Source organism: Bacillus pretiosus, assembly GCF_051294775.1.
GTDB classification, from domain to species: Bacteria; Bacillota; Bacilli; order Bacillales; family Bacillaceae_G; genus Bacillus_A; species Bacillus_A wiedmannii.
Genome location: NZ_JBPPHF010000002.1, coordinates 881,058 through 896,197 on the forward strand (window position 1 = coordinate 881,058; position 15,140 = coordinate 896,197).

General features: G+C 35.7%; 19 protein-coding genes. 15 read left to right on the forward strand and 4 right to left on the reverse strand.

Annotation, left to right across the window (positions count from 1 at the left end; all coding sequences use genetic code 11):
* Positions 1-70 precede the first annotated feature (70 nt).
* The 5 genes from ACSG5Z_RS12945 to ACSG5Z_RS12965 all read left to right on the forward strand — a co-directional run bounded on the left by ACSG5Z_RS12945 (position 71) and on the right by ACSG5Z_RS12965 (position 2,385).
* Complete coding sequence (locus tag ACSG5Z_RS12945; RefSeq protein ID WP_001143336.1) at positions 71-514, forward strand: YlbD family protein; 444 nt, start codon at positions 71-73, stop codon at positions 512-514.
* A gap of 11 nt (positions 515-525) precedes the next feature.
* Positions 526-771, forward strand: coding sequence for a YlbE-like family protein (locus ACSG5Z_RS12950; protein WP_001200991.1), 246 nt, complete (start codon positions 526-528; stop codon positions 769-771).
* 82 nt (positions 772-853) lie between these two features.
* Complete coding sequence (locus ACSG5Z_RS12955) at positions 854-1,426, forward strand: histidine phosphatase family protein (protein ID WP_033657734.1); 573 nt, start codon at positions 854-856, stop codon at positions 1,424-1,426.
* A 116-nt stretch (positions 1,427-1,542) separates the two neighbouring features.
* Entirely contained in the window at positions 1,543-1,992 is a 450-nt protein-coding gene (locus tag ACSG5Z_RS12960; RefSeq protein WP_000634355.1) for a YlbF/YmcA family competence regulator, read from the forward strand.
* Between the two features lie 126 nt (positions 1,993-2,118).
* Positions 2,119-2,385 (forward strand): YlbG family protein, encoded by a 267-nt coding sequence (locus tag ACSG5Z_RS12965; RefSeq protein WP_002080814.1) that lies wholly within the window; start codon positions 2,119-2,121, stop codon positions 2,383-2,385.
* 55 nt (positions 2,386-2,440) lie between these two features.
* On the opposite strand, the gene ACSG5Z_RS12970 is transcribed toward ACSG5Z_RS12965, so the two are convergent.
* Positions 2,441-2,830 (reverse strand): DUF7147 family protein, encoded by a 390-nt coding sequence (locus tag ACSG5Z_RS12970; protein WP_000616012.1) that lies wholly within the window; start codon positions 2,828-2,830, stop codon positions 2,441-2,443.
* Positions 2,831-3,364: 534 nt separating this feature from the next.
* Between ACSG5Z_RS12970 and rsmD the strand changes: the two genes are divergently transcribed.
* Both rsmD and coaD read left to right on the forward strand, forming a co-directional pair.
* A complete protein-coding gene (gene rsmD, locus ACSG5Z_RS12975; protein WP_001266975.1) occupies positions 3,365-3,931 on the forward strand; it encodes a 16S rRNA (guanine(966)-N(2))-methyltransferase RsmD in 567 nt (188 codons plus the stop codon).
* Entirely contained in the window at positions 3,928-4,419 is a 492-nt protein-coding gene (coaD, locus tag ACSG5Z_RS12980) for a pantetheine-phosphate adenylyltransferase (protein WP_000200598.1), read from the forward strand. The genes rsmD and coaD overlap by 4 nt, the downstream gene beginning before the upstream one ends.
* On the opposite strand, the gene spoVV is transcribed toward coaD, so the two are convergent.
* A complete protein-coding gene (gene spoVV, locus ACSG5Z_RS12985) occupies positions 4,411-5,640 on the reverse strand; it encodes a dipicolinic acid transporter SpoVV (protein WP_000273093.1) in 1,230 nt (409 codons plus the stop codon). The two genes, coaD and spoVV, sit on opposite strands and share 9 nt — an antisense overlap.
* Before the next feature lie 113 nt (positions 5,641-5,753).
* Here spoVV and ACSG5Z_RS12990 point away from each other — a divergent pair, with 113 nt between their 5' ends.
* Both ACSG5Z_RS12990 and ACSG5Z_RS12995 read left to right on the forward strand, forming a co-directional pair.
* Positions 5,754-6,545 (forward strand): patatin-like phospholipase family protein, encoded by a 792-nt coding sequence (locus tag ACSG5Z_RS12990; RefSeq protein WP_000662602.1) that lies wholly within the window; start codon positions 5,754-5,756, stop codon positions 6,543-6,545.
* Positions 6,538-7,563: a SepM family pheromone-processing serine protease gene (locus ACSG5Z_RS12995; protein ID WP_000476311.1), complete on the forward strand. Its 1,026-nt coding sequence runs from the start codon at positions 6,538-6,540 to the stop codon at positions 7,561-7,563. Before ACSG5Z_RS12990 ends, ACSG5Z_RS12995 begins: the two co-directional genes overlap by 8 nt.
* 24 nt (positions 7,564-7,587) lie before the next feature.
* On the opposite strand, the gene ACSG5Z_RS13000 is transcribed toward ACSG5Z_RS12995, so the two are convergent.
* Positions 7,588-8,829 (reverse strand): nucleotidyltransferase, encoded by a 1,242-nt coding sequence (locus tag ACSG5Z_RS13000; protein ID WP_165775555.1) that lies wholly within the window; start codon positions 8,827-8,829, stop codon positions 7,588-7,590.
* A gap of 153 nt (positions 8,830-8,982) precedes the next feature.
* On the opposite strand from ACSG5Z_RS13000, the gene ACSG5Z_RS13005 reads away from it, so the two are divergent.
* The 3 genes from ACSG5Z_RS13005 (at position 8,983) to ACSG5Z_RS13015 (ending at position 10,355) form a co-directional block, all read left to right on the forward strand.
* The gene (locus tag ACSG5Z_RS13005; protein WP_000872150.1) at positions 8,983-9,483 is read left to right on the forward strand and encodes a YceD family protein; all 501 of its coding nucleotides are present in this window, start codon (positions 8,983-8,985) and stop codon (positions 9,481-9,483) included.
* A 61-nt stretch (positions 9,484-9,544) separates the two neighbouring features.
* Complete coding sequence (rpmF, locus tag ACSG5Z_RS13010) at positions 9,545-9,718, forward strand: 50S ribosomal protein L32 (RefSeq protein ID WP_001984764.1); 174 nt, start codon at positions 9,545-9,547, stop codon at positions 9,716-9,718.
* Positions 9,719-9,848: 130 nt separating this feature from the next.
* The gene (locus ACSG5Z_RS13015; RefSeq protein ID WP_000246481.1) at positions 9,849-10,355 is read left to right on the forward strand and encodes an RsfA family transcriptional regulator; all 507 of its coding nucleotides are present in this window, start codon (positions 9,849-9,851) and stop codon (positions 10,353-10,355) included.
* A gap of 34 nt (positions 10,356-10,389) precedes the next feature.
* Here the strand turns inward: ACSG5Z_RS13015 and ACSG5Z_RS13020 are convergent, their stop codons facing one another.
* Positions 10,390-10,863 (reverse strand): N-acetyltransferase, encoded by a 474-nt coding sequence (locus tag ACSG5Z_RS13020; protein ID WP_087985078.1) that lies wholly within the window; start codon positions 10,861-10,863, stop codon positions 10,390-10,392.
* Positions 10,864-11,238: 375 nt separating this feature from the next.
* On the opposite strand from ACSG5Z_RS13020, the gene panE reads away from it, so the two are divergent.
* From panE to rsmH, 3 genes are all read left to right on the forward strand, one after another.
* A complete protein-coding gene (gene panE, locus ACSG5Z_RS13025; protein ID WP_435711513.1) occupies positions 11,239-12,129 on the forward strand; it encodes a 2-dehydropantoate 2-reductase in 891 nt (296 codons plus the stop codon).
* Between the two features lie 79 nt (positions 12,130-12,208).
* On the forward strand, positions 12,209-13,825 hold the full coding sequence (gene bshC / locus ACSG5Z_RS13030) for a bacillithiol biosynthesis cysteine-adding enzyme BshC (protein WP_087985076.1): 1,617 nt from the start codon (positions 12,209-12,211) through the stop codon (positions 13,823-13,825).
* Between the two features lie 368 nt (positions 13,826-14,193).
* Positions 14,194-15,126: a 16S rRNA (cytosine(1402)-N(4))-methyltransferase RsmH gene (gene rsmH, locus ACSG5Z_RS13035; RefSeq protein WP_000472512.1), complete on the forward strand. Its 933-nt coding sequence runs from the start codon at positions 14,194-14,196 to the stop codon at positions 15,124-15,126.
* Positions 15,127-15,140 lie beyond the last annotated feature (14 nt).

A 15,140-nucleotide genomic window follows, 5' to 3' on the forward strand; every position in this document is an offset into this window, starting at 1 on the left:
CTAAAAATAGGCGAACCATGTGCCTTTTTTTTCTTACTATATAGTAGATATACATGAAGAGGTGAGGATTATGCCAACAACAAAAGGGCCGTTACATCCATCGGTTCAACAGTTTAAAGAGTTTGTAAACCATCACCCTAAAATGGTTCATGAGGTTAGAAGTGGTCACAAAACTTGGCAACAGTTTTATGAAGAATGGTACTTACTTGGTGAAGAAGATCCGATATGGGCAACTTTTAGGCCTGATGGAGCGCCAGCTTTTTCTTCGGTAAAAGAAAATAAACAAGAAAAAGAAAAAGATAATCGAACTGAAGAGGAAAAAACTGCTGATGTGATGGGACAAATGCTTTCTTTCTTTAAAAAGCTAGATGTGGAACAGATGCAACACCATTTAGCTAATGTGACGAGTGCTATTGGTAGTGTGCAACAAGTTTTTCAACAATTTCAAGGGAAGCCCGCGCGGCAAGAAGAAAGTACTTCCGAAAATAATCCATTTTTCTTTCAGAAGGATTAGGGGGAAAGCGGATGAGAGCAGAAATTATGGAGTTTATAAAGGCTGATGAGGATTTATCTCGCTATATTAGGGAGCAACCGTACTGGTATAGAAAACTAACGCGAAACCCTGAAGAAAAAGAGGCATTTGAGTTAGCGGCTATGCAGCATTTCAAAAAAACGATACCAGATAAAGTTGAGAAATTTCAAAACCAATTGGCAGTTGCCTCCATTATGATCGATATGTTTCAGTATATGAAGCAGCAAAATACAACATAATTGGAAGGGAAAACTATGTCCGTCATGCAGAACTTTTGATACAATAGAAGCGGATTATTTAAAAAGGAGTTGCAGCATGAGCATGACGGAAATTTGTTTAGTACGACATGGACAAACTGATTGGAATTTTCAAGAGATTATTCAGGGACGTGAAGATATTCCACTTAATGAAGTGGGAAAGAAGCAAGCAAGTCAAAGTGCAGTTGCTTTGCAAGCGGAAGCATGGGATGTAATTATAAGTAGCCCATTAATTAGAGCGCACGAAACAGCTAAGGAAATTGCAGGGGCTGCAGGATTGCAATCGATTTTATTAGATGAGCGATTTGTTGAACGTAATTTTGGTGAAGCTTCTGGGAAGCCGGTTGCGACTGTTAGGGAGCTAATTGCAGAAGGTAAAGTAGAAGGTATGGAGCAAGATGAAGAGATTGTAACTCGTTGCTTTGCTGCTATAAAAGATGTTGCAGAAACCCATTCTGGCAAACGTATTATCATTGTAGCTCATTCACATGCGATAAAAGCAATTTTACATGCAATTGCACCGGAAGATATTTCGTTTAAGACACCATTAAAAAATGCATGTATTAGTTATGTGAAAGAAAATAGTGGGAAATGGGATGTTCTGAAATATAATATTGCGGAACATATTAATGTATAAGTATGTGCTGGGATTATACGGAAAATAGTTAGAGTGATATCTTTCTGTTTAGTGAGACACTTCAATTAGTAGTTCTATTCTAAATGTGGTATGATGAATACTCGGAGGTGTCTCTCATGATTGTAGCGACGCTAGAAAGCGTATTGATATTAGATAAGGCAGAGCAGCTTGCAAAAGCGATTATCTGTTCAGATATAGCAGAAGACTATCGTAAGTGTTATAAAGAATTGCATGAAGATATGGAAGTTCAGACGTTAATTCAGCAATTTACAGCGATGAAAGAACGATATGAAGAAGTGCAACGTTTCGGTAAATACCATCCTGATTATACTTTCGTTTCGACGAAAATGAGGGAGTTAAAGCGTTCTGTAGACTTACATGATAAGGTTGCAGCTTTTAAACGAGTAGAAACAGCTTTGCAAAAGTTGTTAGATGAAGTTAGTGTAGCAATCGGTTCTGAGGTATCTTCTTCTATCAAAGTTCCAACAGGAAATCCATTTTTTGATGCTGGTGGCTGTGGTGGCGGTTGTGGTACCGGCGGAGGTTGTGGCTGTAAAACGGGGTAAATTACCCCGTTTTTTAGAAGATAGAAGAAAACGTATACAGAGTTTGTCCTGTAATGTCATAAATTTCTGATTGGTTTTCATAAAATATAAAATATATGTTTTTAAAAGGAGAAGATGGAGAAGATTATGTTCGGGCAACGACAAAGTATGATTGTTTATTTACATTCATTGAAACATGCCAAGATTTTAAGGAAATATGGTAACATACATTACATATCAAAACGCTTAAAATACGCAGTAGTATATTGTGATATGGAACAAATTGAGCATATGATGCAAAAGTTGAACAAACTTCCTTTTGTGAAGAAGATAGAACAGTCGTACCGCCCGTATTTAAAAACGGAATTTGAAAATTCACGTCCTGATCGGGCAAAAGAATACGATTATAGTTAATAGAAAAAATCCCCTGCTAATTTTAGCGGGGGATTTTTTTACTTGAAATAACACTTTATTTCATTGGAGGAATGAAATTATTCATTCGTAAAATACCAATTAAATGATTGAAAAACAGTTCTTTTTCTGGGAAAGTTGTGGATGGTTTTACCGTAAAGGTAGTCACTTTTCTTCCTAGTTGTTCTGCCGTTTCTTCAAATAAAATGACGCGTTTACTTTTTTTATTCTCAAGTACAGGAATGCCTTCACGACATATGTATAATGGTTGGAAATCACCAGTAGTAGTTGGTTTTAATATTACAACAAGTGAGCACACTTTTTTTTCATTTTTAATCGTTTCAAATTGTAACATATGTGTTATACGTTCTTGATTTGCTTTGGCAATTTCAAGTAATTCATATAAATCAGAGTAGCCTTCTCCAAGTTCTATAAAGCGTTGAATCATATTTTTTCCTCCTCTTTCTTTCTTTTACTTACTGTACCATCTCACTTTTTAAATGAAAAGTAGACAAAGAAAAAAAACCCTGCAAAGCAGGGCCCTTCTTATACTAGCATGTACTAGTAAGAAGGCAAAGGGAGAGGAGAAACCGGAGGAAGAACTTATGGGGAAACGTAAGTCTTCTCCGCGGTTGGCAACAACATCGAAGGTGATGTTGTTATAATTATTTATGTCCAATCTAAATGAAGATATACATCATGAAATTAAATTTTATGTTTGGCTTTTTATTTTTCTTTTTTTTATTTTATGATAGGATAAAAAAGATAAAGTGAAACGAATATACATAATGGGTTCGTGTTAGCGCATGGTGAGATGAATACATAAAAATGCAGAGCGGTTATTTTAAGCCAAAGTTCTCCTATTGTTCGTTGAGAAATGAATGGGAAATTTCATGGAATAGTATAGTTTGGTAGCGGTTACCGAATGGAGAAAGGTTTTCTATAATTGCTCGATAGATTGAAATAAAGGTAGTGACAACAGATGAGAGTAGTTTCAGGAAAATGTAAAGGGCATCCACTAAAAGCGGTGCCAGGTAATACAACACGTCCAACGACAGATAAAGTAAAAGAATCAATCTTTAATATGATAGGTCCTTATTTTGATGGTGGTATCGCTCTTGATTTATTTGGCGGTAGTGGTGGTCTTGGAATCGAGGCTATAAGTAGAGGGATTGATAAAGCAATTTTTGTTGATCGAGATAATAAAGCGATAAAAGTAATCCATCAAAATTTAGAAAGTTGTCGAATACAGGAACAAGCTGAAGTATATCGAAATGATGCAGAACGTGCGGTAAAGGCTCTTATAAAACGTGAAATATCATTCGATCTTATATTAATTGATCCTCCATATAAAGATCAAAAAATTGTATCTTTAATTAGTGTGATGGATCAACATGGATTGCTACATAGAGATGGATTAATTATGTCAGAGCATGGTAATGATGTGGTTTTACCTGATTCTATAGGGAGTCTTGTAAAAGTAAGAGCTGAAAATTATGGGATTACAGCAATATCGATTTATAAGTATGAAGGTGAGGGGACGGAATGACTAGTATAGCTATTTCTTCGGGAAGTTTTGATCCAATTACCCTTGGGCATCTGGATATTATTAAAAGGGGAGCAAAAGTATTTGATGAGGTATACGTAGTAGTTTTAAACAACTCGTCAAAAAAACCGTTCTTTTCAGTTGAAGAGCGCTTAGATTTAATTCGAGAAGCAACAAAGGATATCCCGAATGTAAAAGTAGATTCACATAGTGGACTACTAGTGGAGTATGCGAAAATGCGTAATGCAAACGCGATTTTGCGTGGGTTACGAGCGGTTTCTGATTTTGAATATGAGATGCAAATTACTTCTATGAATCGAAAATTAGATGAAAATATTGAAACCTTTTTTATTATGACAAATAACCAATATTCATTTTTAAGCTCGAGCATTGTAAAAGAAGTTGCGAGATATGGAGGAAGCGTAGTAGATCTTGTACCTCCTGTTGTAGAACGTGCTTTAAAAGAAAAGTTTCAAACCCCGTTAAAGTGAACGGGGTTTTTCTTTGTTGCTACGAAAAAATAATAAGATAACATATACATATAGACAAAATAAAGTAAAGATCGGTCCATAGTGTACAAAAGATGTCCAAATTTCTTGCAGTATAGAAGAATGATTCGATAAAAATACGGGGATATCTTTTTGCATAGGTGAAAAAGAGCTTACTTTTTCATAAAATGGTTTCCAAAATATAAAAGTAAAAATAGGAGCCAGAATACTTTGGATAATTCGTGCGAAAAAATAGGGCTTAAATCGGATGTCTGTTTCAGCTAATATGCTAGCAACTTGTGCCTGAATAGAAAGGCCGCTAAACGCTAAAATAAAGCTTGTTACCATAGCTTGCTGCAGGAGGGGTGTTTCATTTATTTGACTAATCATTTGGCTACCGAGTGTCATTTCAAAAATGCCTGATAAGATTGGAATACTAAATTCTGTAGTTAGTTGGAAGAATGATAAAATATGTTGCATAATAAAAGAAAGTGCTGCTGTAATATGAAATACAGTAATCATTTTATTTAAAACAGAGAATAAAATAATAAATCCACCAATCATAAGTAACGTTTGAATAGAAGAAACGATAGCGTCCCCAAGTAATTTTCCTAATGGTCTTTTTTCTTGCATACGCGTCTCGTGTAGGACTGAAAAAGGGTTTTGAAAAGGACGTTTTTTAGTAGGATGTTGATCCTTCGTGGAAATATTGTTATTGCCGTAAAAACGCATCAATAACCCGACGGCAAAGTTACTTAAATAATGTGCAGCAGCTAATACGATTCCTAATTTCGGATTATTGAAAAAACCGATAGAAACAGCTCCAAAAATAAAAAGTGGATTAGATGAGTTTGTAAAAGATACGAGGCGTTCTGCTTCGATTTGTGTTAGCTGATTACTTTTACGTAGTCTAGCGCTTAATTTGGCGCCAGCAGGGAATCCAGAAGCCATTCCCATGGCCCAAACAAATCCGCCTATCCCTGGAACGCGAAAAAGTGGTCGCATGAGTGGTTCTAATATAACACCTATAAATTTTACAACACCAATACTAATTAGAAGTTCCGCAATGATGAAAAACGGTAAAAGTGAAGGGAATACAACTTCCCACCATATATTTAACCCTCGAATGGAAGCTTGCAAAGCAGCTTGGGGGTGAAGTACAAGAGAAAAGGTTAAAAACAGTGTTGATATGGTAAGAAAAGCCGTTTTCCATTTTTCATACATGTAAGTAAATCCCCCTTTGTCCCAAAAAACGTTCATTTCAGTATACGTGGATACGTAGTGCATTTAGACCATAAGTATGAAAAAGGAATGAAAAAAATTAAAGGGTGAGAAAAATGAAAGAACCGAAAATTGGATTAGCTCTTGGATCTGGGGGCGCAAAAGGGTTTGCGCATATTGGTGTTATAAAAGTTTTAAGAGAAAATGGTATACCGATTCATATGATTGCAGGAAGTAGTATGGGGGCTTTAGTAGGTACGTTTTATGCAGCTAGCTCGAACGTTGAAAGGTTGTATAAACTGGCAAATGTTTTTAAGAGGAAATATTATTTAGATTTTACAGTTCCGAAAATGGGATTTATTGCTGGAAAACGTGTCAAAGATATGATTAAAATGTTTACATATAATAAAAATTTAGAAGAGTTAGATATCCCGACGGCTGTTGTGGCTACTGACATCTTGAAGGGGGAAAAAGTAGTTTTTACAAGTGGTCCTGTTGCAGAGGCTGTGAGAGCTAGCATATCTGTACCTGGAGTGTTTGTACCAGAAAAGATAGATGGACGATTATTGGTGGATGGCGGAGTGATTGATCGCATTCCAGTATCGGTTGTGAAAGAGTTAGGTGCCGATATTGTTATTGCTGTTGATGTATCGCCGATTAAAGTGAATGGAGAGGTTACGTCTATTTATGATGTAATTATGCAGAGTATTGAAATTATGCAACATGAGCTGGTGATGAATCGACAAATTGCATCGGATTTAATGATGCGACCAGCTGTAGAACAATTTAGTTCACGTGCTTTTACAAACATTGAAGACATTATTCGAGTTGGAGAAGTAGAGGCGGAAAAACATGTTGCAAATATTTATTTATTAATTGAGCAGTGGAAGGAGAAACATAATGTTTAAGCGTTTTCGGTTTATATATGCAATTTTAATAGGGGTTATATTGGCGATGTTACTTGTTTACGTACGTTTACCGTATTATGTAACAAAACCAGGAATGGCGGCCAAATTAGAGCCTTACGTTCAAGTTGAGGGTGGAACGAAAGAATCCGGTGATTTTATGCTTGTTACGGTTTCAATGGGACCAGCAAATGTGGTGAATTTAATAGCGGCACAGTTTAATAAATATACACATATTTCGAAAGCGGAAGAAATATTGCAAAAAGGTGAGAGTGATGAAGAATATCAATTTCGCCAAAATTATGCGATGAAAGATTCGCAAAATGCAGCAATCTATAATGCGTATAAACGTGCAAACCGTACTGTTTCTTTTGAAAATAAAGGTGTATTGGTTGCAGGAGTAGCGAAAGGGATGCCGTCAGAAGGAAAGCTTAAGCTTGGAGATGTCATCATAGCTGTCGACGGAAAAACATTTGAAAAGACGGAGCAATTTATTGAATATATGACAGGGAAAAAAGAAGGGGAAGCAGTAAATATTGAGTACAAGAGAAATGGAAAACAGTTAAAAGAAAATTTAAATGTAAAGACCATTCCGAATGGAAATGGGCGTGTTGGTATAGGGGTTTCTATCGTTACTGAAAGAGAATTAATGGTAGATCCGAAAGTGAAAATTGATTCTCATGAAATAGGCGGACCATCGGCAGGCCTAATGTTTACATTAGAAATATATAATCAACTTGTGGAAGATGATTTAACAAGAGGACATGAAATAGCTGGAACAGGGACGATAAATGAAAAGGGAGAAATTGGCCCGATTGGTGGTATTCAGCAAAAAGTGGTTGCTGCAAGTGATGCTGGTGCTGAAGTGTTCTTTGCGCCAAATGAAAAAGGTGCGGAGAAATCGAATTATAAAGATGCGCTTGAGGCTGCGAAAGATATTAAAACAAAAATGAAAGTTGTACCAGTTGATACGCTGGATGATGCATTGCTGTATTTGGAAAAAATGGGCGAGAAAAAATAAACCTCTCTGAAAAAGAGAGGTTTTTTATAGAAATTTTGCAGTTGTTTCATCATAACGAATTGGATGGTGTGTTGCATCTTGTTTTAGTAGTTGTGTTCGTAATGGTTCTTGCATGATGGAGAAATATACAGAATTGGCTTTTCGCTCTATGTGTAAAGTAGGATGGTCAAATGTTTTTGTATGGGTAAGGATGGGAAGTTCTATTTTTTTCTTGTTTTTTGAAAGGTAAGTTTGTCCTTTTTGTGACATGCCTAGTAGACGAATGTACGGCGCGTGCTGCTCTATATTTGCGCTATGTATTTCTTCTTTTGTTGTATTTGTTAAAATGTGTGTACAAGCTCTTTGTAATCTAGTCCATGTATAACGCTTCGTTTTTAATGCTTCCATGAATGAATGGAAGGAGGAACTGTTTTGTATTTTTGATAAAATACGATGCTCTAAACCTTCTTCTATTTCATATATATGTCGTAAGTCTTCTGGAGACATCGTCATGAGTTTGTATTTGAAAAATGAAAAGTATTGTTCCCAATTATGTAATATCCCGTAGTTTTGTTTGTAACTTGCTAAAAGAGAAGCAGTCGCTTTTGGGATAAAAGGCTCAATTTCTGTAAAAGAACTATTTTCGCTAAAAAGTTTTTTACGAATACTAGTTGCGCTTGCAATATGTTGGTCGCTAAATGTTTCATCATGATAATGAGATGCGAATCTTTTTATCGTTTGTGCTTGCATAGAACTATTTTGTAAGAAAATTGATTTCATGTATTGGAATCCTAATATGTTATTCGGTTGTGACATGTCTATGTTTTTTTCGGATGGTAAAATGTGTAGGAAGGCTTCAGATGTAGCTTTTGCGTAACTGTTACCTGCATTCATAAATTGCTTTACAAGACGATTAAAAGTATCTTCTTCATTTTTTTGCACAGAGATGGTGTTATGAAAATTTTCAATCTGCCCATCTTCACTACCGAAACAAATTTCAGAAACACGCAGGGCGTTTAAAATAGAAATAGCGCCATTTGCAAAGGTTTCAGCCTTTTGTGTTGAGAAGGCGTATGGAAGCTCTACAACAAGGTCTACACCGCATGATAAGGCCATTTTGGTACGATACCATTTGGATATGAGTGCTGGCTCACCACGCTGTAAAAAAGGGCCACTCATAACAGCGATTGTAATATCGGCGTGTGTTAACTTTTTTGTTTGTTGCACATGATAATCATGACCGTTATGAAAAGGGTTATATTCAACAACAATACCACTGGCTTTTATGGTAATCTCTCCTTTCGATGTAGCATCTTTTTCAAAAACGTGATACTCTATATATTATTTACTATGATGACTTCATTATAGTGTAAAGAAAAAACATTGACAAATATAAAATGGCTAGCTATAATTTTGTTTGTTGCCTTGAGGTGATATGATATGAAATGGTCCATCCATCAATTGAATAAATTGAGAAATAAAGGATTGACATTGGATGAGATGGTAGATGTAAGTGAGCTACAAGAGGTCGAGAAAGATATTCGTGAAATTAATCCTGCTCATGTAACAGGAAGAGTTGATTTTGGCTCCGGTAAGTTTACGTTCCATCTACATATAACTGGAAGCATGGTTTTACCATGTTCTCGCTCTTTAGTAGATGTGACATTACCATTTGACATTAAAACAACTGAGGTGTTCCAAACTTCACAAGAAGAATTTGAAACTGAAGCTGAAATTCATTGTTTAGAAGGAGAAGTACTTGACTTACTGCCCGTAATCAAGGAAAATATACTTTTGGAGATTCCAATGCAAATTTTCAGTGATGATGTTTCTGGTGGAGCACCGATGCAAGGTCAAGACTGGCAAGTGATTTCGGAAGAAAACAAAGAAAAGACTGTTGATCCACGATTAGCAGGACTTGCAAAGTTTTTTGACAAATAATCGGAAGACTGGTTTAGGCCTTCATATGAAAATAACTATTTCTTTTAAGGAGGTGGGAAGAATGGCTGTACCTTTTAGAAGAACTTCTAAAACAGTAAAAAGAAAGCGTCGTACGCATTTCAAATTATCAGTACCTGGTATGGTAGAGTGCCCAAGCTGTGGTGAAGCGAAATTAGCTCACCGTGTATGTAAAGCATGCGGTACTTACAAAGGTAAAGAAGTAATCAGCAAGTAATTGCGGGAAAATAAACGTAGAAGATATCTTCTGCGTTTATTTTTTTTTGTCTTATTCTTTATTTGTTGTATTCTATCTTTTCTAGTAACTGCATATGCTTAATAAAAAATGCATAGGGAGGACTAGAGAGATGGCGACAACAAGACAAGATGCTTGGACTGATGATGAAGATTTGCTTCTGGCAGAAGTAGTACTCCGGCATATTCGAGAAGGTGGAACGCAATTATCTGCCTTTAAAGAAGTGGGAAGACATTTATCTCGTACACCAGCAGCATGTGGCTTTAGATGGAATTCTTACGTTAGAAAGCAATACAAAGAACGTATTGAAGAAGCGAAGCAACTACGTAAAGTAGAAAATTATGAAGTAAAAGAGACAAAGGTAGTAGAGCCTACGTCAATTACATTGAATGATGTTATTGATTTCTTGCAAAATTATAAAGATGAAAACTCTTTAATGGTGTTGCAACAGCAAATTGAATCGTTACAAACAGAGAGAGAGAGTCTTTTGGAGCGATTATCAGTATATGAGGAAGAGTATAGAACATTGCTTGATTATATCGATCAAAAAAGAAGTGTAATGGTAGCGGAAAGAAATAGCGCTCGTTCGAATGGGAAATTAGAAAAGTTAAAGAAATAAAAAAACAGCTGCTATGTAGCTGTTTTTTTATTTCTTATGCAGACTCTTCGTTTGTAACCGTATTCAAATTTGTTTCTGGGTTCCAAACATAAAAATCACCATCTGGTACTGATACAGGCTGGAAATTTAATTTATCCCAAAAACCAGCTGAATGGATACGTGCGATCGTTTTAATTGGGAACTGTAGCTCCTTCGCATAATTTACAAGCATTTCTCCGAATCCTTGTTTTTGGAAAGTTGGTAACACTTCAAGTTTATAGAGTTCTAGGTAAGTACCTGTAATTTCGAATGGTTCTCCGCCGTTCCTTTTCATATATAGACTCATACGTGCAATTAGTGATCCGCCATAATAAATACCGTAAAATGGAGATTCACTATCGTTTTCAATAATGTTTGCCTGTAATTCTTCTAACATGGATAGTTCTTGAGCTCCGCAACCTTTAAATTTTTTAAATTCGTCTAATGTTTTATAATTGATGAGCAAGCGCTCAACTTTTGGGAATCCCATAACATCACATCCTTTTCTTGTCTCGTTGAATGCAGAAAAGTAAAAATATTTACAATAATATTATAACTCATTTTTTTATTTTTATGAAGAAGATAGTATATTTCTTTTATTATTTTTTTGAGGATTTGCTAAACTAAGAGTAGAAACATATTAATAGGTAGTATATACATATTGAAAGTAGAGGTTGCATTTGTTTGTTAAAGAGTAATGAAATTGTAAACTATGTTCATGGAATTGAGAAAGGTAAAGTGAAACTGTAGTCAGTGGGATTTGTTCACCTTTAGTTAATTATGATTCCGCACCAATCAGGCGTTTGCGGGATACAAAGGGGGAGGGAAAAGGGACTTGTGTAACGTATTTATATGAGTTCCTTGTGTGAAAATGAAAATCGGAGTTGTAGGACCAGGAGCTATCGGTCTGTTATATGCATTTTATTTACAAAAAAGTAATCAAGATGTTACGTTGTTTACAAGGACAGCTAAACAGGCTGAGGAATTGAATAGAACGGGTGTAACTTGTATGAGGGACGAAAAACGTGAAACTGTATTCCCACCTGCTTTACCAATAGAAAGTATGCTAGACCAGAAGCTAGACTATATATTTATTGCTGTTAAGCAATATCATATAACTGACATACTACCTTTTGTGCGAGGGGAATCCTCATTAATCTTTTTGCAAAACGGAATGTCGCACCTTCATGCTATGCAGCAAATAAGGAATGAAAATATTGCGGTTGGGATTGTAGAGCATGGTGCAAAAAAAGAAGAAAGACATATCGTTTATCATACGGGGTTAGGTGTAACGAAGTTTGGAATCGTGCACGGCCAGTCTATACATTTTGAAAAAATATTTAATTGCTTTCCATTTCCTCATTTTCCGATTCAAATAGAAGATGATTGGAAGGATGTCATGCACAAAAAATTAGTAGTTAATGTATGTATCAATCCATTGACAGCATTATTACAAGTCCGGAACGGAGAGTTGATTACGAACCCGTTTTTTTATCGATTGATGGAGCAAGTTTTTCAGGAAGTCGTTTTTCTTGTTAAAGAAGAAAAAGAAATGGTATGGAAAATGGTACGTCACGTATGTGAAAGAACGTCTCGTAATACATCATCTATGCTGGCAGATGTAAGGGCAAATAGACAAACGGAAATCGGTGCGATTGTTGGATATGTATTAGAAGAAGCTAAGAAACAGCAACAATCTGTTCCGACACTGCAATTTTTGTTCGATGCAATAAAAGGATTAGAAGTAAAAGAATAAGTGTAATTCTTTGCTTTTACGTGCAACATTGACTACAATGTGGATTGGTGAGAGAACAGGATACGAAAGGAAGAATTATATGGAGATAAAAGAAATCTCTGTTCCGCAACAAGGTGTTGTAGCGGACTATATGAACGGTAAAAAAGAGATACAGTCGTGTTTTGACTATATGTTAACAGAAGATGCTTTTAAACAGCGTGTACATGATTTGCGTGAGAGGGAGTTTTTCCGCCAAGGTTTAGTAGCGCATTTATTAGAATATAATACAAAATTACAAGCGGGAGAAGCTACGATTCAAAATGTAAAAGCGCTTGGAGATGAAAATACATATGTTGTTATAGCTGGACAACAAGCTGGGTTATTAACTGGACCACTTTATACAATTCATAAAATTATTTCAGTTTTACAGCTTGCGAGGGAAAAGGAAGAAAGTTTAGGTGTTAAAGTCGTTCCTGTTTTCTGGATTGCTGGTGAAGACCATGATATGGATGAAATTAATCATACTTTTGTAACGAAGAATAAAAAAATAAAAAAGACTATTTTTCATGACCGTAATCCGAAAGTGGCGAGTGCTTCAGAGTCCGAGCTTTCTTTGGAAGACTGTAGAAAGTGGATTGAAGAAATTTTCAAAACATACCCTGAAACGAATTTTACAAAGGATGTACTGCAATTTATTGATGATTCTTTGGGGAAATCGAATACGTATGTAGATTTCTTTGCCCATCTTATTATGAAAATGTTCGTTAATTCTGGTTTAATTCTTGTTGATTCGCATCATCCTGAATTAAGAAAATTAGAAGTGCCGTTTTTTAAGCAAATTATAGGTAAGTATAAAGAAGTGCAAGAGGGGCTTCATAACCAACAGGAAATAATTAAAGAATTAGGATATAAACCGATTATTGAAACAAAGTATAATGCAGTACATATATTCATGGAAATTGATAATGAGCGAGTATTACTTGAAGACGATCAAGGGAAGTTTGTAGGGAAGGATGGAGCGTATTCCTTTTCATATGAGGAATTGATGGAAGAGATGGAAAGAAGTCCGGAACGCTTTAGTAATAATGTTGTAACGCGCCCTCTTATGCAAGAGTATCTATTTCCTACGCTCGCGTTTATTGGAGGACCAGGGGAATTAGCTTACTGGAGTGAATTGCAACAAGTTTTCCATACGATTGGTTTCCAAATGCCGCCTGTCGTTCCGCGTATTACAATCACTTATGTAGAGAGGGATATAGCGACAGATTTATACGATTTGCAATTGCAAGACAGTGATCCGTTTTTAAATAACGTAGATAAGTTGCGTGAAAACTGGTTATCTAATCAAATAGAGGAACCGATAGATGATCGATTTGTAGAGGCGAAAAAAGAAATAATTGATATCCATACGTCATTACAACAGTTTGTGAAGAAAATAGATCCTGGATTAAGTGCGTTTGCAGGGAAAAATGAATTCAAAATTAATGAACAAATTGAACTGTTGGAAAGAATGTTGAAAAGAAATGTTGAGAAAAAACATGAAGTACAGCTAAATAAATTCCGTCGCATACAATTTGCACTTCGTCCATTAGGGGCGCCGCAAGAGCGTGTGTGGAATGTATGTTACTATTTAAATCAGTTTGGTTTGGATTTCGTTGATCGTGTAATGGAAAAACCGTTTTCTTGGGACGGAAAACATCATGTTATAAAACTATAGAATCTTGCTCTTAGGAGCAGGATTTTATTTTTGTCTTGTTGAATTTACTGTGAAGTGAAATTTTTCTGAATTATCAATTTTAAAAAAGTGAATATCGTAATTATGCAGGATACTTAAATATATGACAAAATAGCACAAAATGTAAACGTATTATCATCTTTTTCGACAGTTTTTTATTTAAATTCCCGCAAAAGATGATAAAATTTAGTATATAATAAAAGAAAATAGCGATTTGTATAGTATGCTGCTTTTGTAGGCAAGTTAAATGAGTCGTTCTTTCATAGTATTTCGTTCTCTAATCGTGAAATATGCGTTAGGAGGAGGAGATGCATTCAACATAATTAATTGGAAAAAGAGTAGGTGCAACAATGTTTAAACACGTAACAGTGCTTTTGAAGGAAACAGTAGACGGCTTAGATATAAAGCCAGGTGGTACATATGTAGATTGTACACTGGGGGGAGGAGGACATAGTTCTTATTTATTATCCCAATTAACTGAAGGTGGAAGATTAATCGCGTTTGATCAAGATGAGATAGCGATTCAAAATGCGAAAGAAAGATTCTCTTCATACGGTGAGCAGTTCATAACAGTAAAGAGTAATTTCCGTTATTTATCTGAAAAACTACAGGAATTAGGTATAACAGAAGTAGATGGTATTTTATTTGATTTAGGTGTTTCATCCCCACAATTAGATACACCAGAGCGTGGCTTTAGTTATCATCATGATGCACCGTTAGATATGCGGATGGATCAAGATGCCCCATTAACAGCATATGATGTTGTAAATAGCTGGTCATATGAGCAACTTGTAAGAATTTTCTTCCAGTATGGTGAAGAGAAATTTTCAAAACAAATAGTAAGGAAAATTGAAGCGTATCGTGAGAATAAAGCTATTGAAACGACAGGAGAATTAGTAGAACTAATTAAAGAGGGTATTCCAGCTCCTGCTCGTAGAACGGGTGGACACCCTGCGAAGCGAGTGTTCCAAGCAATCCGTATTGCGGTAAATGATGAATTGAAAGTATTTGAAGAAGCGTTGGAATCTGCAATTGAGATGGTCAAGCCGGGCGGAAGAGTTAGTGTTATAACATTCCATTCTTTAGAAGACCGTATTTGTAAAACGACGTTTAAACGAAATAGCACAACGCCACAATTGCCACCAGGATTACCGATTATTCCTGATGAATTTAAGCCAAAATTAAAGCTTATTACGAGAAAACCGATTTTACCTTCTGATATAGAGTTAGAAGAAAATAATCGAGCGCGTTCTGCGAAATTGAGAATCGCTGAAAAACGATAAAAAGGGGAGAGAGG

Bases quoted from the DNA above. Each gene is read 5' to 3' on its own strand.
- ACSG5Z_RS12945 (WP_001143336.1), top strand. From the start codon at position 71: ATGCCAACAACAAAAGGGCCGTTACATCCATCGGTTCAACAGTTTAAA.
- ACSG5Z_RS12950 (WP_001200991.1), top strand. From the start codon at position 526: ATGAGAGCAGAAATTATGGAGTTTATAAAGGCTGATGAGGATTTATCT.
- ACSG5Z_RS12955 (WP_033657734.1), top strand. From the start codon at position 854: ATGACGGAAATTTGTTTAGTACGACATGGACAAACTGATTGGAATTTT.
- ACSG5Z_RS12960 (WP_000634355.1), top strand. From the start codon at position 1,543: ATGATTGTAGCGACGCTAGAAAGCGTATTGATATTAGATAAGGCAGAG.
- ACSG5Z_RS12965 (WP_002080814.1), top strand. From the start codon at position 2,119: ATGTTCGGGCAACGACAAAGTATGATTGTTTATTTACATTCATTGAAA.
- ACSG5Z_RS12970 (WP_000616012.1), bottom strand. From the start codon at position 2,830: ATGATTCAACGCTTTATAGAACTTGGAGAAGGCTACTCTGATTTATAT.
- rsmD (WP_001266975.1), top strand. From the start codon at position 3,365: ATGAGAGTAGTTTCAGGAAAATGTAAAGGGCATCCACTAAAAGCGGTG.
- coaD (WP_000200598.1), top strand. From the start codon at position 3,928: ATGACTAGTATAGCTATTTCTTCGGGAAGTTTTGATCCAATTACCCTT.
- spoVV (WP_000273093.1), bottom strand. From the start codon at position 5,640: ATGTATGAAAAATGGAAAACGGCTTTTCTTACCATATCAACACTGTTT.
- ACSG5Z_RS12990 (WP_000662602.1), top strand. From the start codon at position 5,754: ATGAAAGAACCGAAAATTGGATTAGCTCTTGGATCTGGGGGCGCAAAA.
- ACSG5Z_RS12995 (WP_000476311.1), top strand. From the start codon at position 6,538: ATGTTTAAGCGTTTTCGGTTTATATATGCAATTTTAATAGGGGTTATA.
- ACSG5Z_RS13005 (WP_000872150.1), top strand. From the start codon at position 8,983: ATGAAATGGTCCATCCATCAATTGAATAAATTGAGAAATAAAGGATTG.
- rpmF (WP_001984764.1), top strand. From the start codon at position 9,545: ATGGCTGTACCTTTTAGAAGAACTTCTAAAACAGTAAAAAGAAAGCGT.
- ACSG5Z_RS13015 (WP_000246481.1), top strand. From the start codon at position 9,849: ATGGCGACAACAAGACAAGATGCTTGGACTGATGATGAAGATTTGCTT.
- ACSG5Z_RS13020 (WP_087985078.1), bottom strand. From the start codon at position 10,863: ATGGGATTCCCAAAAGTTGAGCGCTTGCTCATCAATTATAAAACATTA.
- bshC (WP_087985076.1), top strand. From the start codon at position 12,209: ATGGAGATAAAAGAAATCTCTGTTCCGCAACAAGGTGTTGTAGCGGAC.
- rsmH (WP_000472512.1), top strand. From the start codon at position 14,194: ATGTTTAAACACGTAACAGTGCTTTTGAAGGAAACAGTAGACGGCTTA.